We start from the raw sequence: 14,100 nt of genomic DNA on the forward strand, positions 1-14,100 counted from the left end.
TCCGCTGCTTGTAAGGCGTGGTGATTACATCTACGGTTTATTGCCAACCCCAGGCTGACAGGGTATCCACAGCCCGCTAGACGTAATAACTTGGCAGCGTGCCCACTGCTTAAATACACGTTTTGAGCAGGCATTGATTTTGTCAGAGGAGCCGTTCCCGGTTCCCGCCGCTATTCGGTATTTAAGATTATTCCCGTCAACGGTAAGTACTTCTCTTACGGCCCATTCACTACCCCTTGCTGCATTGCTATAACACAGCCCCGCTTTAATCCGTAAGCGTTGTTGCGATCGATTTATTGCACTGCGGGATGCGAGCTCAAATAAGTCGCTCAAGTCCTCAGGGCTAACGTCAATGAAAGAGTTCATTTCGTGAAGTGCTGCGGCAAAGTCCTCGGTCGCGATGTTGGCGAGCGTCAGTGATGGCGTAAATCCACGTGAGTTAACCGCGCAGTGTTGCCGTCGGCTAAACAAATGGCCAGGATAGCGGCGCCAGTGAAAAAGCGCGTTAAATAAAATACCGAAAATAACGAGGGCTACCGCATTTGTGAATACAGGGTAAATGACATAACTAAACCCTAAGTCGCTAACACTGCTACCGCCAATAACCGCAAATAAGGCGGTTGCCCCGCCAGGTGGGTGTAAGCAGCGCAGATAATACATGGCAAAGATAGCTCCGCCCACTGCAGCTGCAGCTGATATTTCGGTGTTTGGGATATGTTGTTGGCAAAATACCCCGATAGTGGCAGAGATTAAATGCCCGCCAATGACTGACCACGGTTGCGATAGCGTTCCGTGAGGAACGGCAAAAATTAGCACTGCTGAGGCACCGACTGAGGTGACAATGAACACGCTTGCAGGACCATCTAGATAAAATTTAGCGATTACATAACAGAGGCTGATACTGATGAAACCTCCCAAGCCAGATAAAAATTTTTCTAGGTGATTTGTGGTGTTTCTTTCAATGCCAATAACAAGGCCGATCTCGGTGAGGAGCTTGTGCATGGAATAACCTTTGGTGTACCTATGTGGTGCTCGTGCACCACGAGGTGCACCAAAAATGAGCGGCAATGGTAAGGGTTTGCTTACAATAGGTATAATGAATATATATGATGATTTAATTCAAAAATTCGGAATTAAAGGATTGCTTATGATTTACAGATTAAATTGCGGTGGTATATGGATATAGAGCTTGCGCGCACCTTCTTAGAGGTCATGGCGGTTGGAAGTTTTTGTGGGGCTGCAGAGCGCCTGCATATTAGTCAAACCACCGTCACTACGCGCTTACAAACTTTAGAAGAAAAACTCGAGTGTCAGTTATTTACTCGGAATAGGAATGGCGCGCGATTGACCGCTGATGGGGAGCGTTTTGTTGCACACGCAACGGCTCTTGTGCAAATCTGGGATAGTGCTAAAACTGAGATGAAATTAGCCCAAGGGCAAGGTTCTCGATTGAGGGTTGGCGCTGAAATTAGCCTGTGGAACCCCATGCTTAGTAACTGGGTGAGTTGGCTGCAGAGAAATTATCCAAAAATAACTGTAAACACCGATGTGTCCGACGCTAATACCTTGCTAGCAAAGCTAGAGAATGGGTTTGTTGATGCCATTCTTGTACACAGGCCTCGATACTTACCAGGAATAATGGTTGAACAACTTTTGGAAGAAAAATTGATTCATGTGCAGGTGCCGAATAATTCGTCACCCAATTTGTTCGTTGATTGGGGTACTGAATTTAAGGCGCAATACGATGCGACATTACCGCAGCCAAGACAGACGGCAATGAGTTTCAATTTAGGTCCTTTGGCATTGCATGTTATGTTGAAAAGTGGAGGGAACGGGTATTTTCGTACCCGAGTTGTAGAAGAATATTTGCGCAGTGGTCAGTTGGAGCGAGTTCCGTCTTCGCCAGAATTCAGTTACCCAGTCTATTTGGTTTATAAGTCATCCACGACGACTTCTGTACTGGACTTAGCATTTGAAGGACTGCGCGAAATAGCTAGTGATTATAAGGAATGGCAAGTCTAAAGATGATGGTGGTTCTACGTGAAAATGCGCTCACCTAGGTGGGGTTTGAAGGGGTGATGAATAGCATTAAAACTTTCCAGTTGGTGTTAATGCTGATCAGTTTTGTAAATGTTTTAAAGCGATAACCGCTGCGGCAGTTCGATTTTCTACGTTTAATTTTTTAAAAATTTGTTCTAAATGTTTATTGGCTGTACGGGGGCTCATAGTTAATATTGTGCCAATTTCGCGGTTTGTTTTACCGTGGGCTATCCATAGCAAAACTTCAGATTCACGCTCGGTAATGGGTAGTGCGGAGCGTAATCGATCAACGTCTGATGGACGCTCTAAATCAATAAGTTGTAATAAATATTCGTCATTACCTGTTTGGCTTATATAGCGAATCTCAAGGGGTTTGTCTGCGGCTTTTATTAACAAGCCCTTTTCTTTATTAAAATGCGGTGCGAGTAATTGGCGTAATTGTGCCGGTAAGTTCTCACTCAGCCATGCGCTATCTAGGCCGGCATCTTCGAGCAAGTGATAGGCTTGAGGTGTTGCCCATAATAAACTGCCGTCAGCGGCGGCAGAAAATAAAAATTGGCCAGCGGAATCCAGTGCGACTCGAGCGCTTAAAGTTAGCCTAGCGTTGTTTAAATGCGCGCGCATTCTGGCAATGAGTTCATCGCCTTTTACAGGTTTGGTAATGTAGTCGACTCCCCCGGCGGCAAACCCTTTGACAATACTTTCGGTATCGCTGAGGCCGGTCATAAAAATAACGGGGATGTGGGCTAAGTCGCGGTTTTCTTTAAGGCGTCGACAGGCTTCAAAGCCATCCATATTGGGCATCAATGCGTCCATTAGAATCACATCTGGGGTAATGTTGGCGGCAATGGTCAGCGCCTGAGCGCCTTCTAATGCAACCAAAACGGTAATCCCAGCTTGATCTAAGGTGTCATTTAACATGCTGAGAGTGTCGGGCGAATCATCAACAATCAGGACAACATCCTTTTTTCCGCGACTCGTATTCATGGCTTGCTATCTTCCAATGCGTCAATCAAAGCGCCAAACTGAAAACCAGCGGCTAAGTCTTGTAGCGTGTTTAACGTGGTGGGGTCAACATTCCCCTGCTCTGAAATAGTTTCTAAACAGTGTTTTATGCCTTTCGCATAACCAATTTTAGCAAGTTGAATTAATTCACGGCGATGCTCATCGCTGAGTGGTGCTTCCAACTGAATAGGTGGCGTAGCGTTGGCGTTAGCTGCAATTCTACTTTCTTCGCTTTCGTATAGCCAAGTTATCCCCGCGTGCTTGGCAATATAATCAAGTACTTGAGGCAGTCGTATCGGTTTGAACAAATAGGCGTCGTGAGGTGGTACACCGCTACTCGCCGGCGTCACCTCGGCGGCGTTTGCAGAAATCATAATGATTGTTGCGTCCTGAATGCGCTCCCGAATTTTAGCCGCTAACTCCCAGCCACTTATGCCAGGCATGGAAATATCGAGTAAAAATATTCGTGGCAAGGTACTACAAAATTGCAGCATGTCTAGACAGGTGTTGCCATCCGCGGCGGTAATGACTTTAAAGCCAAGTGGTGTCAGGGTGTCATTGAGCAGGCCGCGGTGAGAGGGCTCGTCATCCACAACAAAAAGAGTTTGTTCGCTGCCCTCATAGCCTATAATTTTTCGTTCAGCCGGTGTGGCCACTGCAAGTCGGTCAGTACTGCTTAGCATCAGTGAGACTTTCACCTCGCTACCCACACCCACTTGGCTGTGAATAGCAATATCGCCCCCCATAATGTCGGTGAGCAATCTGGTAATAGTTAGCCCAAGGCCGGTGCCTGCAATATGGGGCGAGCCAGATTTGCGAACCCGCTCGAAGGGTTTGAACACGCGTTCAATGTCTTCTGCGGCGATACCTACGCCAGTGTCATTAATGCGAAACTCGGCAACTTGATTACGATAGCTAACAGTAAAGTTTACTCGCCCTTCAGGCGTGTATTTAATAGCGTTTGATATCAGGTTTATCAGTATTTGGCGGAGCCGCTTTTCATCCGTTTTTACCGTTTCAGGTAACGGTGTTAGTCGATCAAAACTAAAACCAATACCTTTGGCTTGGGCTTGGACCTGAAACATACTAATAATTTGTTCTAATAAATTACCTAAGTTGACGTCAGACATCGATAGCTCAAGACGCCCAGCTTCAATACGGGAAATATCCAGTAAGCCCTCGATTAAATCAGCTAAGTGTTCGCTACTGCGTCGAATAACCTTGAGTGCGTCAAGGCGGTTGCGTGGAATATCTGGGTCCTTCTCAAGTAATTGGGCGTAACCCATAATGGCGTTAAGTGGTGAGCGCAGTTCATGGCTAATTCCCGTCAGGTAGCGGGTTTTTGCTTGGTTGGCAGATTCTGCTATTTCTTTTGCTTGTTGTAGTTGGATATCGGTCTGCTTATGCGCCTCAATTTCAGCCATAAGCAGCTCTGTTTGACGCTGAGATTCCTCTTGCGCAACACGACGGCTATCGTGAACCAATGCAAACATCCAAGCTAATATGCCAGAAACTATCAGCAGGATGTAAAACACATTGTTCAGAGCGCTAGCCGCTAAGCCGCGTTCCATACCCTCATCAATTGTTATTTGGATGTATACCAGTGCGAGTACACTGGCAATCATAAAACTGATAAGGGTAAACAAACCAATGAAATGACCTGTTCGCGTATTGAGCGTTTTAATCCACGCGTTCGGAATGATAAAGCTGAGCGCGCTGGTTAGTTGTTCGGCCATACGCGAGTTGGTTTTACACATATCATGGCAGCGGCTATCTAAGGAGCAGCACAGTGAGCATATTGCTCCCGTGTAGGCGGGACAATGAGTCATGTCCTCACTTTCAAATTGGTGATAGCAAATGCAGCAGCGCAGTGAGATGTTGCTGCTTGCTAGTACGGGTTCACGGGCAATGTAGAACTGGCCTTTGCTGAGCCAACATATTAACGGAGCTAAGATGAAGGTGCTGCCCAGCGCAATAAAGGAGGCTAGGGCCTCGGCAGTTTCGCCAAATTGACCAAGATGGGCCAAAAAACCCAAGACAGATGAGATAAGCATAGAGCCAACCCCAACAGGGTTTATATCGTAGAGATGCGCGCGCTTAAACTCCATGGTGCTGGGCCGAAGTCCCAATGGCCTATTAATGGTTAAGTCCGCCACTAAGGAGCCTACCCACGCTAGCGCGATAATCGAGTAAGCGGTAAGAATTTCTTCAAGTATGCGATAGATGCCCAGCTCCATGAGCATCAAAGCAATAGCAACATTGAACACCAGCCAAACAACGCGGCCGGGATGATTGTGAGTAAGCCGAGAGAAGAAGTTAGACCACGCGATGGAGCCGGCATATGCGTTGGTCACATTAATTTTTAGCTGCGATAAAATAACAAAGCTGCCGGCGAGTACTAGCGTTAATTGCGGCGAACTGCTGAGGTAACCAAAGGCGATTAAATACATCCTGTTTGGGTCAGATGCCTCGCCAAATGGAATGCCGTGACTCAGGGCGAGAACCGCTAAAAAAGATCCAATTAGTATTTTAAGTGAACCGCTGATAATCCAACCCGGTCCAGCGGCAATCAGAGCAATCCACCAGCGGGTATTGGGTTTTTCTTGCTGTGGTAAAAATCTTAGAAAGTCGACTTGCTCGCCAATTTGCGCAATGAGCGAAAGAATGACTGCAGAGGCGGCACCAAAAGCGAGGAGGTTTAGTGTGCTATTGCCGTCTGGTGGTGAATAATTCACCCAGTTTTGAAATGCTTGCTCAGACTGAAAAGCGATACACACCAGCGGCAAGATTTGCAGTACCACCCACAGCGGCTGGGTCCACACTTGAAATCGGCTAATTAGCGTAATTCCGTGGGTAACTAGGGGAATAACTACAACGGCGCTAATGACATAGCCGTACTTAAGGGGGATGTCCATTGTGAGCTCAAGCGCGAGCGCCATAATCGCAGCTTCAATGGCAAAGAATATAAATGTGAATGAGGCGTATATAAGCGAGGTTATCGTAGAGCCAATATAGCCAAAGCCAGCGCCACGGGTCAGTAGGTCAATATCTACTCCCTGACGCGCAGCGTGATAACAAATAGGAAGGCCAGTAAGAAAAATGATAATACTAACGGCAATCACGGCTGCGACGGTGTTGCTAAAGCCGTAACTTAAAGTAATCGCGCCGCCAATAGCTTCAAGCGCTAAAAATGAAATAGCCCCAAGTGCAGTGTTAGATACTCTTGCCACAGACCATCGGCGCGCACCCTTTGCGGTAAAACGCAGGGCGTAATCTTCCAGAGTCTCGTTAGCGACCCAGCGGTTGTACTTGCGACGAATGCGGAAGACGCGTTGCTGGGCACTCATCGTAGCGACATCATCAATGTGGTTATAAGCATAAGTTAATTCAAAGTCGTTCAGTCAATAACACAGAGATTAAGCGTATTGATTAGTATTTTACCTACATCCTTGGTCGATTTTGCTGACAGCATACGTTTATCAAATCATTAAGCAGGATTGAGGCCATAATAATTTGGACTCATATCAGCAACTGAGATAGCACAATGTAAGCGCGCTGTGTGCTAGTGACCAAAGCGTATTCAGCCCCAGAAATTATGAACGCTATCTTACACTATTAGCGCCCGACCTTATCTTGCAGCAGTTTGTCATCGTATACGTCATTTAACGTAGCGGGGGGGAGCATTCACCTCATGGTGGCAAGGTGAACTTCTGCGGACACTGTTACCTGTCGAAACAAATAACCGTAGCGTAGGAGAAGTAACGATGAGTGACAAATCCGATAATCGGCGTTCCTGGGGTCGCCGCAAGGTGGTTCAGGCAATAAGCGCTCTGCCGCTGGGGATCATCCTAGCATCGCAGTTGAGCTGGGCGGCGCCAGCCACCACCACTGGTCAAGCTGTTACCGATGATACCGTTACAGTGGGCATTCTGCACTCACTGACCGGCACCATGGCGATTAGTGAAACTGGTGCGCAAGAAGCTGAGAAATTGGCAATAAAGCAAATTAACGAATCTGGCGGCATTTTGGGACGTCAAATCAAAATCATTCAAGAAGATGGGGCTAGTGATTGGCCAACATTTGCGGAGAAGAGCCGTAAATTACTTGTAAACGATAATGTTGCGGCCGTATTTGGTTGCTGGACATCGGCTTCACGTAAAGCCGCTCTGCCTGTATTTGAAAAAGAAAATGGTCTGCTCTACTACCCCACTTTTTATGAAGGGTTAGAGCAATCTAAAAACGTAATCTACACCGGCCAAGAAGCAACTCAGCAGATTTTAGATGGCTTGAACTGGGTAGCTAAAGAGAAGGGCGCTAAAACGTTCTACTTGATAGGTTCAGATTACATCTGGCCACGTACCTCAATGAAAATTGCCCGTAAGCATATTGAAAATGTCTTGGGTGGCAAAGTTGTGGGCGAAGAATATAAGCCGCTTGGCGATACCCAGTTTGGATCGGTTATCAACAAGATTCGTCTGAAAAAGCCTGATGTTATTTACGCCGCGGTTGTGGGTGGTAGTAACGTAGCATGGTTTAAACAGTTAAAAGCAGCAGGTATTACCTCTAAGAAACAAACGCTTCTAACTATCTCAGTAACTGAAGATGAAGTATTGGGTATCGGCGGTGAAAACCTCGAAGGCTTCTACTCAATCATGAAGTACTTCCAAAGCCAGGATAACCCCAACAACGTTGCATTCGTAAAAGCGTTTAAAGAAATGTGGGGTGAAGACAGCGTTATTGGTGATGTAACTCAGGCCGCTTACCTAGGACCTTGGTTGTGGAAAGCTGCAGTAGAAAAAGCTGGTACCTTTGATGTTGACGCGGTAGTAGCGGCTTCTGAAGCAGGTGACATTGAGCTGACTACAGCACCAGAAGGTTATGTGAAGCTGCATCCTAATCACCATCTTTGGAGTAAGGCTCGCGTAGGTATGTGGAAGAAAGATGGCCAAGCAGAAGTGGTGTATACCTCTGAGCTGATCGAGCCAGATCCATTCCCAGAAGGTTACCAATAGGCCGCTAGGTGTATTGACGTAACGTGTAACAATCGGCGGGCAGGGATGTCCGCCAACCCTTTCAAGAAACTGATTAATGAAAAACGTTTTAATGAATTATTTGTGTATAGCGGAGGCTAGGTGATGGGCGGTTATAGCTACGATGAGTTAGGCGCGATATTCGCAATGCAGGGTTTTGCCGGCATCAGCTTGTTTAGCGTACTGCTGCTGATGGCCTTGGGGCTTGCAATTATATTTGGGCAAATGGGTGTAATTAATATGGCTCACGGCGAATTTATGGCCGCGGGTGCATATACAACTTATTTGCTATCTACATTAACAGAAACCTATTTTCCGGCGTTTATGCCGTATTACTTTGTATTCTCGATAGCTGCAGCATTTTTGGTTGCAGGCATACTCGGGTATTTGGCCGAATTTATATTGATAAGGCATTTGTACAAGAGACCACTTGATACTCTGCTGGCAACATGGGGCTTGAGCCTTATCATGCAGCAATCTTATCGTTCCATTTTTGGCGCCCGAGAAGTTAGCCCCACACTACCTGATTGGTTAATGGGTGCTTATCCGGTTACAGATATGATTGATATTCCTATCAATGGCATGTTTGTACTTGCACTAACTATATTTACTACCCTAGCTGTGTTCTATCTCATGTTTAAGTCTAGCTGGGGTTTACGTGTCCGAGCGACAACGCAAAATCGTGTAATGAGTGGCGCAGTGGGCATCAACACTAAAAAAGTTGACCGCTACACCTTTGCACTCGGCTGCGGAATAGCGGGTATGGCGGGGGCGGCGTTCACCACGATTGCCTCAACCGGGCCAACCACAGGAACACTTTATATTGTTGATACCTTTATGGTTGTCGTATTCGGTGGCGCAGCGAGTTTGTTCGGAACAATCGCATCGGCATTCTCTATTGCTCAAGCGCAATCCATTTTGGAATTCTTTATCAGCGGATCAATGGCCAAAGTCTTTACCTTGCTCACCTTGGTAATAATTTTGATGTTCAAACCAGAGGGACTATTCGCCAGCAAGGTTCGTCGTTAAGACGAGCCTTACTTTTGAAATGTACGTCTGGTGGTAAATTATTGGGAGTTAATAATGAGCTTTGTATACGAAAAATTATTTGGCGATAAAAAAGGACTGATCGGCTTTTGCATATTAGCCGCGCTTATCCTCGTCGTGTTTCCGCTTTTTCTAGATTCATTTCGATTGAACCTAGTAGGAAAATACCTAACCTATGCTTTTGCGGCTGTTAGCTTGGTGCTGCTTTGGGGTTACGGTGGAACCTTAAGCTTGGGCCAAGGGATATTTTTTGGCATTGGCGGTTATGCCATGGCCATGTTTTTGAAACTAGAAGCATCGTCACCTGAAAACACCGCGATTCAATCAACGCCGGGTATTCCAGACTTTATGGACTGGAACCAAATAACCGAGTTACCGTTGTTTTGGATGCCATTTAATAGTTTTACTTTTACCCTTATTGCTGTGTTGGTCGTACCAACTATTTTTGCATACATCATTGGTGCGGCTATGTTTAAGCGCCGTGTGGGTGGTGTTTATTTTGCAATCATTACCCAGGTTATCTCCGTTATTTTAACCGTATTGATTGTTGGTCAGCAGGGTTTAACGGGTGGCATTAACGGCATAACTGATTTACGTACCTTAAATGGTTGGGATATTACATCCGACAGTGCGAAAAACCTTTTTTATTATATTAATTGTTTCTTGTTGCTGGCCGTCATTATTGCCTCACGTTTTATTTTGACTAGCAAGTTTGGTCGCCTGCTTTTAGCGATGCGAGACAAAGAAGATCGGGTTCGTTTCTCTGGTTACGATGTTGCAAACTTCAAAATATTTATCTTCTGCTTTGCGGCCATGATCTCAGCCATCGGCGGCGCCATGTTCACCTTGCAGGTCGGTTTCATGTCCCCCTCATTTGTTGGCATTGTACCTTCCATTGAAATGGTTATCTTTGCCGCTATTGGTGGTCGGATGTCACTTATTGGCGCTGTCTACGGCACCTTGCTGATTAATTTTGGCAAAACAGCTTTTTCTGAGTCATTTCCTGAATTGTGGTTATTCTTGATGGGTGGTTTGTTTATCGCAGTGGTTATGTTCTTTCCAAATGGCCTAGCCGGTTTGTGGGAAGACTACGGACACCACATCACTAAACGATTCAGCTTTATTAATAAGCTAATCGGAAAATACACAGCTTCGGGTAAAAAAACAGTTTCAGAAAGTGCTGAGCTGGAGGGATCAAATCCATGAATATGTCTACCAATACTGATTTTACCCTTGCGATAGAAGATTTAACCGTGTCGTTTGATGGTTTTAAGGCCGTAGACTCACTCAATTTCTATCTTGATAGAAACGAGCTACATGTGGTTATTGGGCCTAACGGAGCAGGAAAAACGACCGTACTAGATTTAATTTGCGGTAAAACAAAATCTACCTCAGGCAGTATTAAATTCTTGAATAAAGAATTAACGAGTCTTTCTGAGCACGAAATTGTTCGAGCGGGAGTGGGGCGAAAATTTCAAACACCATCTATTTATGAAAACCTCAGCGTCATGGAAAACCTAGAGGTGTCTTACCCGCGTGGTCGCGGTGTATTTGGTTCGCTTATGTTTAAACATGACGACGAGGTACACAGTAAAATTTTAGACGTCGCAAAACAGATTATGCTGGAAGACGCCTTAGATACAGAGGCGGGTTTACTTAGTCACGGTCAAAAGCAGTGGTTAGAAATCGGCATGCTGTTAATTCAAGATCCTCAACTGCTTATGCTCGATGAGCCGGTGGCGGGAATGAGTGTGAAAGAGCGGGAGCAAACGGCTGAGCTGTTAAACAAAATCAGCCAAGGTCGCTCGGTGTTGGTGATAGAGCATGATATGGATTTTGTTGCTCGTATTGCGCATAAAGTTACTGTACTTCACCAAGGAAAAATTCTTGCTGCTGGTGAAATGGAAGAAGTTCAAAAAGATCCTAAGGTGATAGAAGTTTACCTGGGACACTAATCGATTTTCTGTACTTGGTCACCCTGCAAGAATGAAGCGCGGTGAAAAACAAGATGCTACGGTGAGGTTAAGTAGTTATGTTAGATGTGTCTAATTTAAAAGTCAGCTATGGCCAAAGTGAGGTCATTCACGGACTCGATTTTACCGTGCCAAAGAACGAAACCTTGGCGATTATGGGTCGCAACGGAATGGGTAAGACCACGCTGTTTAAATCACTCATCGGTATTTTACCCACCTCTGATGGCAGTATCAGTATAGATGGTGTTGATGTTACCGGTAGCGAAAGTTATCAGCGTGTTGAAAATGGTATTGCCTATGTTCCCCAAGGACGAATGATATTTCCGTCATTAACAGTGCAAGAAAATATAGAAACAGGCATGGAAGTCTCCAAGCTTAAAAAAATTCCAGATGATATTTATGCGTTGTTTCCGGTGTTAGCCGAAATGCGTAAACGGAAAGGCGGAAACCTCTCTGGTGGTCAGCAACAGCAGTTAGCTATTGCTAGGGCATTAGTTACCAACCCTAAGGTGCTATTGCTGGACGAGCCTACTGAAGGTATTCAGCCCTCAATCATTAAAGATATTGCCAATGTCTTAAATGAAATTAAAAAATTACGTGATATTACGATCATTGTTTCAGAGCAGGTTTTGAGTTTTACCATGACTGTGGCAGACAGAATTATCGTAATTGATAAAGGCAACTTCATTCACGAAAACCTACGTGAAGAAGTTGATACTGACAAAATCAAAGCTTATTTGTCAGTGTAAATATTCGTAGGTGTATTTGAGTCATTAAAGATCGGAGTGAAGAATGAGACACGGTGATATTTCCAGTAGTCCAGACACAGTCGGTGTCGCGGTGGTCAACTATAAAATGCCACGTTTACATACTCGCGAAGAAGTCTTAGATAATGCGCGCAATATAGCTGAAATGATCAAGGGCATGAAAATCGGATTGCCCGGCATGGATCTGGTGGTTTTTCCAGAGTACAGCACCATGGGCATTATGTACGACAACGATGAAATGATGGCAACAGCAGCCACCATTCCCGGTGATGAAACGGCTATTTTCAGCGCCGCTTGCCGTGAAGCTAAAACCTGGGGGATCTTTTCGCTTACCGGTGAACGTCATGAGGAACATCCCCATAAAGCCCCATACAACACCCTTGTTTTAATTAATGACCAAGGTGAAATAGTACAAAAATATCGTAAATGTATTCCTTGGTGCCCAATTGAGGGCTGGTATCCCGGCGACACAACCTACGTCAGTGAAGGCCCCAAGGGCATGAAAATCAGTCTTATTATTTGTGATGACGGCAACTATCCTGAAATTTGGCGCGACTGCGCTATGAAGGGCGCAGAGCTTATTGTTCGTTGTCAGGGCTATATGTACCCCGCCAAAGAACAGCAGGTGATGATGGCAAAAAGTATGGCTTGGGCAAACAACTGCTATGTTGCCGTTGCCAATGCCAGCGGTTTTGACGGGGTGTATTCCTATTTTGGTCACTCGGCAATTATCGGTTTTGATGGCCGAACCCTAGGGGAGTGTGGCGAAGAGGATATGGGTGTGCAGTATGCACAATTGTCAGTAAGCCAAATTCGCGATGCCCGCGCCAACGATCAATCTCAAAATCATTTATTTAAACTTTTACATCGTGGCTATACTGGCGTGCATAACTCTGGTGATGGCGATAAAGGTGTAGCGGATTGTCCCTTCGACTTTTATCGCACATGGGTATTGGATGCAGAAAAAGCGCAGCGTGACGTAGAGGCCATGACCAGAGGTACGATTGGTGTAGCAGACTGCCCCGTGGGTGAATTGCCCTATGAAGGCAAGGAACAAGAACTTGGTAAATAACCCCGCTTACATGTGGAGACCATAAAGACGCACTCAATGCCAAGTGCGATGAAAACCAGGGGGCGATAATGCCGTTTATAAATGATCAGTTGGCAGCGAGCCAAGGTGGCGTGACGCCGCCACCAGAGACCCCGCCGCACATTAGCAGTGAGCTGTTTGCTGAAGCGTGTGTAGCTAGGTCGCAGCGAGAGTTCAAACGTCACTCTCGTTTCCGTTTCGACGTCGATACCGTTATGTCGCTTCTCCGTGAGCGAATCATTGCACAGAACGAATCATTGACCGCCATTGAAGACATGTTGCATGTGGTAAAAGCTGACATAGGCCGTGAGCGGGGGCCACTCAGTGTCATGTTGTTGATGGGGCCAACGGGTGTCGGTAAAACAGAGACCGCGCGGCTTATTGCGCAAGGTATATGTGGTAATGCCGATGCACTGTGTCGCATTGATATGAATACCCTTGCGCAAGATCATTACGCGGCAGCACTGACGGGGGCGCCACCGGGTTATGTGGGCAGTAAAGAGGGACATACGCTGTTTCCTGCCGATGCCATTGCGGGTAGTTACAGTGTGCCCTCTGTGGTCTTATTTGACGAAGTTGAAAAAGCCAGTACAGAAGTTTTACGCTCCTTGCTTAACGTACTCGATAGCGGTCGCCTGACTCTTTCCTCGGGTGTGAAAGAGTTGGATTTTCGCAATAGTATCATTTTTTTAAGTAGCAATATTGCCGCGCCCCAGTTAGAGCGTCATCGCAATAAACGGTATATGTTTGGGGCTCGTAAAGCGATTGAGCGAAAGATAATTGATCGTGCTCTTCGTCAGGCATTTGATCCTGAATTTATTAATCGCATTGACTCGGTACTGGTCTACCAACATTTACAGCGCAGCGATCTTAATGCGTTATTAGATATTGAGTTGCAGCATTTGCAAGTACGTTTGCAAAAGCAGGGTTTGTCTCTTGAGCTTGATTCTTCCTGTTATCACTATTTATTAAGGCATTACGATACCCGCTATGGCGCCAGAGATCTTGCCCGCCAGTTAAGGATGAAATTAGAGCCGGTGATCGCGCGGGCGATGTTAGCCGCGCCTGAGAGTAATCGGTTTATTGGTTTAATTCAGAATAAAACGCTGTTTGTTGAAGCTGTGCATGAGCCCTGATATTGCTTTACC

11 protein-coding genes are annotated in these 14,100 nt (G+C 45.9%); 8 read left to right on the forward strand and 3 right to left on the reverse strand.

Features of this window, described 5'->3' with window-relative positions; translation table 11 throughout:
* Window positions 1-30: 30 nt before the first annotated feature.
* Window positions 31-1,002 (reverse strand): HPP family protein, encoded by a 972-nt coding sequence (locus AELLOGFF_RS00925; RefSeq protein ID WP_159266900.1) that lies wholly within the window; start codon window positions 1,000-1,002, stop codon window positions 31-33.
* 174 nt (window positions 1,003-1,176) lie between these two features.
* On the opposite strand from AELLOGFF_RS00925, the gene AELLOGFF_RS00930 reads away from it, so the two are divergent.
* On the forward strand, window positions 1,177-2,022 hold the full coding sequence (locus tag AELLOGFF_RS00930) for a LysR family transcriptional regulator (protein WP_159266901.1): 846 nt from the start codon (window positions 1,177-1,179) through the stop codon (window positions 2,020-2,022).
* 96 nt (window positions 2,023-2,118) lie between these two features.
* Here AELLOGFF_RS00930 and AELLOGFF_RS00935 read toward each other — a convergent pair whose 3' ends face one another.
* Window positions 2,119-3,027 (reverse strand): response regulator transcription factor, encoded by a 909-nt coding sequence (locus AELLOGFF_RS00935; protein ID WP_159266902.1) that lies wholly within the window; start codon window positions 3,025-3,027, stop codon window positions 2,119-2,121.
* Window positions 3,024-6,392 carry an ATP-binding protein gene (locus AELLOGFF_RS00940; protein WP_159266903.1) on the reverse strand — a complete coding sequence of 1,123 codons (3,369 nt, stop codon included), beginning with the start codon at window positions 6,390-6,392 and terminating at the stop codon, window positions 3,024-3,026. The genes AELLOGFF_RS00935 and AELLOGFF_RS00940 overlap by 4 nt, the downstream gene beginning before the upstream one ends.
* Before the next feature lie 417 nt (window positions 6,393-6,809).
* On the opposite strand from AELLOGFF_RS00940, the gene urtA reads away from it, so the two are divergent.
* The 7 genes from urtA to AELLOGFF_RS00975 all read left to right on the forward strand — a co-directional run bounded on the left by urtA (window position 6,810) and on the right by AELLOGFF_RS00975 (window position 14,088).
* Window positions 6,810-8,057: an urea ABC transporter substrate-binding protein gene (gene urtA / locus AELLOGFF_RS00945; protein WP_159266904.1), complete on the forward strand. Its 1,248-nt coding sequence runs from the start codon at window positions 6,810-6,812 to the stop codon at window positions 8,055-8,057.
* Window positions 8,058-8,177: 120 nt separating this feature from the next.
* Window positions 8,178-9,104, forward strand: coding sequence for an urea ABC transporter permease subunit UrtB (gene urtB, locus AELLOGFF_RS00950; RefSeq protein ID WP_200842577.1), 927 nt, complete (start codon window positions 8,178-8,180; stop codon window positions 9,102-9,104).
* Between the two features lie 54 nt (window positions 9,105-9,158).
* The gene (urtC, locus tag AELLOGFF_RS00955) at window positions 9,159-10,328 is read left to right on the forward strand and encodes an urea ABC transporter permease subunit UrtC (protein ID WP_159266905.1); all 1,170 of its coding nucleotides are present in this window, start codon (window positions 9,159-9,161) and stop codon (window positions 10,326-10,328) included.
* 2 nt (window positions 10,329-10,330) lie between these two features.
* The gene (gene urtD, locus AELLOGFF_RS00960) at window positions 10,331-11,077 is read left to right on the forward strand and encodes an urea ABC transporter ATP-binding protein UrtD (protein ID WP_159269231.1); all 747 of its coding nucleotides are present in this window, start codon (window positions 10,331-10,333) and stop codon (window positions 11,075-11,077) included.
* Between the two features lie 77 nt (window positions 11,078-11,154).
* Complete coding sequence (gene urtE / locus AELLOGFF_RS00965) at window positions 11,155-11,844, forward strand: urea ABC transporter ATP-binding subunit UrtE (protein ID WP_159266906.1); 690 nt, start codon at window positions 11,155-11,157, stop codon at window positions 11,842-11,844.
* 43 nt (window positions 11,845-11,887) lie between these two features.
* Window positions 11,888-12,934 carry an aliphatic amidase gene (locus tag AELLOGFF_RS00970; protein WP_159266907.1) on the forward strand — a complete coding sequence of 349 codons (1,047 nt, stop codon included), beginning with the start codon at window positions 11,888-11,890 and terminating at the stop codon, window positions 12,932-12,934.
* Between the two features lie 68 nt (window positions 12,935-13,002).
* Complete coding sequence (locus tag AELLOGFF_RS00975) at window positions 13,003-14,088, forward strand: AAA family ATPase (protein ID WP_159266908.1); 1,086 nt, start codon at window positions 13,003-13,005, stop codon at window positions 14,086-14,088.
* Window positions 14,089-14,100: the final 12 nt, after the last annotated feature.

Origin of the sequence: Zhongshania aliphaticivorans, from assembly GCF_902705875.1 — a bacterium.
Taxonomy (GTDB): domain Bacteria; phylum Pseudomonadota; class Gammaproteobacteria; order Pseudomonadales; family Spongiibacteraceae; genus Spongiibacter; species Spongiibacter aliphaticivorans_A.

Coding starts and splice junctions, on each gene's coding strand:
- AELLOGFF_RS00925 (WP_159266900.1), bottom strand. CDS start 1,002: ATGCACAAGCTCCTCACCGAGATCGGCCTTGTTATTGGCATTGAAAGA.
- AELLOGFF_RS00930 (WP_159266901.1), top strand. CDS start 1,177: ATGGATATAGAGCTTGCGCGCACCTTCTTAGAGGTCATGGCGGTTGGA.
- AELLOGFF_RS00935 (WP_159266902.1), bottom strand. CDS start 3,027: ATGAATACGAGTCGCGGAAAAAAGGATGTTGTCCTGATTGTTGATGAT.
- AELLOGFF_RS00940 (WP_159266903.1), bottom strand. CDS start 6,392: ATGAGTGCCCAGCAACGCGTCTTCCGCATTCGTCGCAAGTACAACCGC.
- urtA (WP_159266904.1), top strand. CDS start 6,810: ATGAGTGACAAATCCGATAATCGGCGTTCCTGGGGTCGCCGCAAGGTG.
- urtC (WP_159266905.1), top strand. CDS start 9,159: ATGAGCTTTGTATACGAAAAATTATTTGGCGATAAAAAAGGACTGATC.
- urtD (WP_159269231.1), top strand. CDS start 10,331: ATGTCTACCAATACTGATTTTACCCTTGCGATAGAAGATTTAACCGTG.
- urtE (WP_159266906.1), top strand. CDS start 11,155: ATGTTAGATGTGTCTAATTTAAAAGTCAGCTATGGCCAAAGTGAGGTC.
- AELLOGFF_RS00970 (WP_159266907.1), top strand. CDS start 11,888: ATGAGACACGGTGATATTTCCAGTAGTCCAGACACAGTCGGTGTCGCG.
- AELLOGFF_RS00975 (WP_159266908.1), top strand. CDS start 13,003: ATGCCGTTTATAAATGATCAGTTGGCAGCGAGCCAAGGTGGCGTGACG.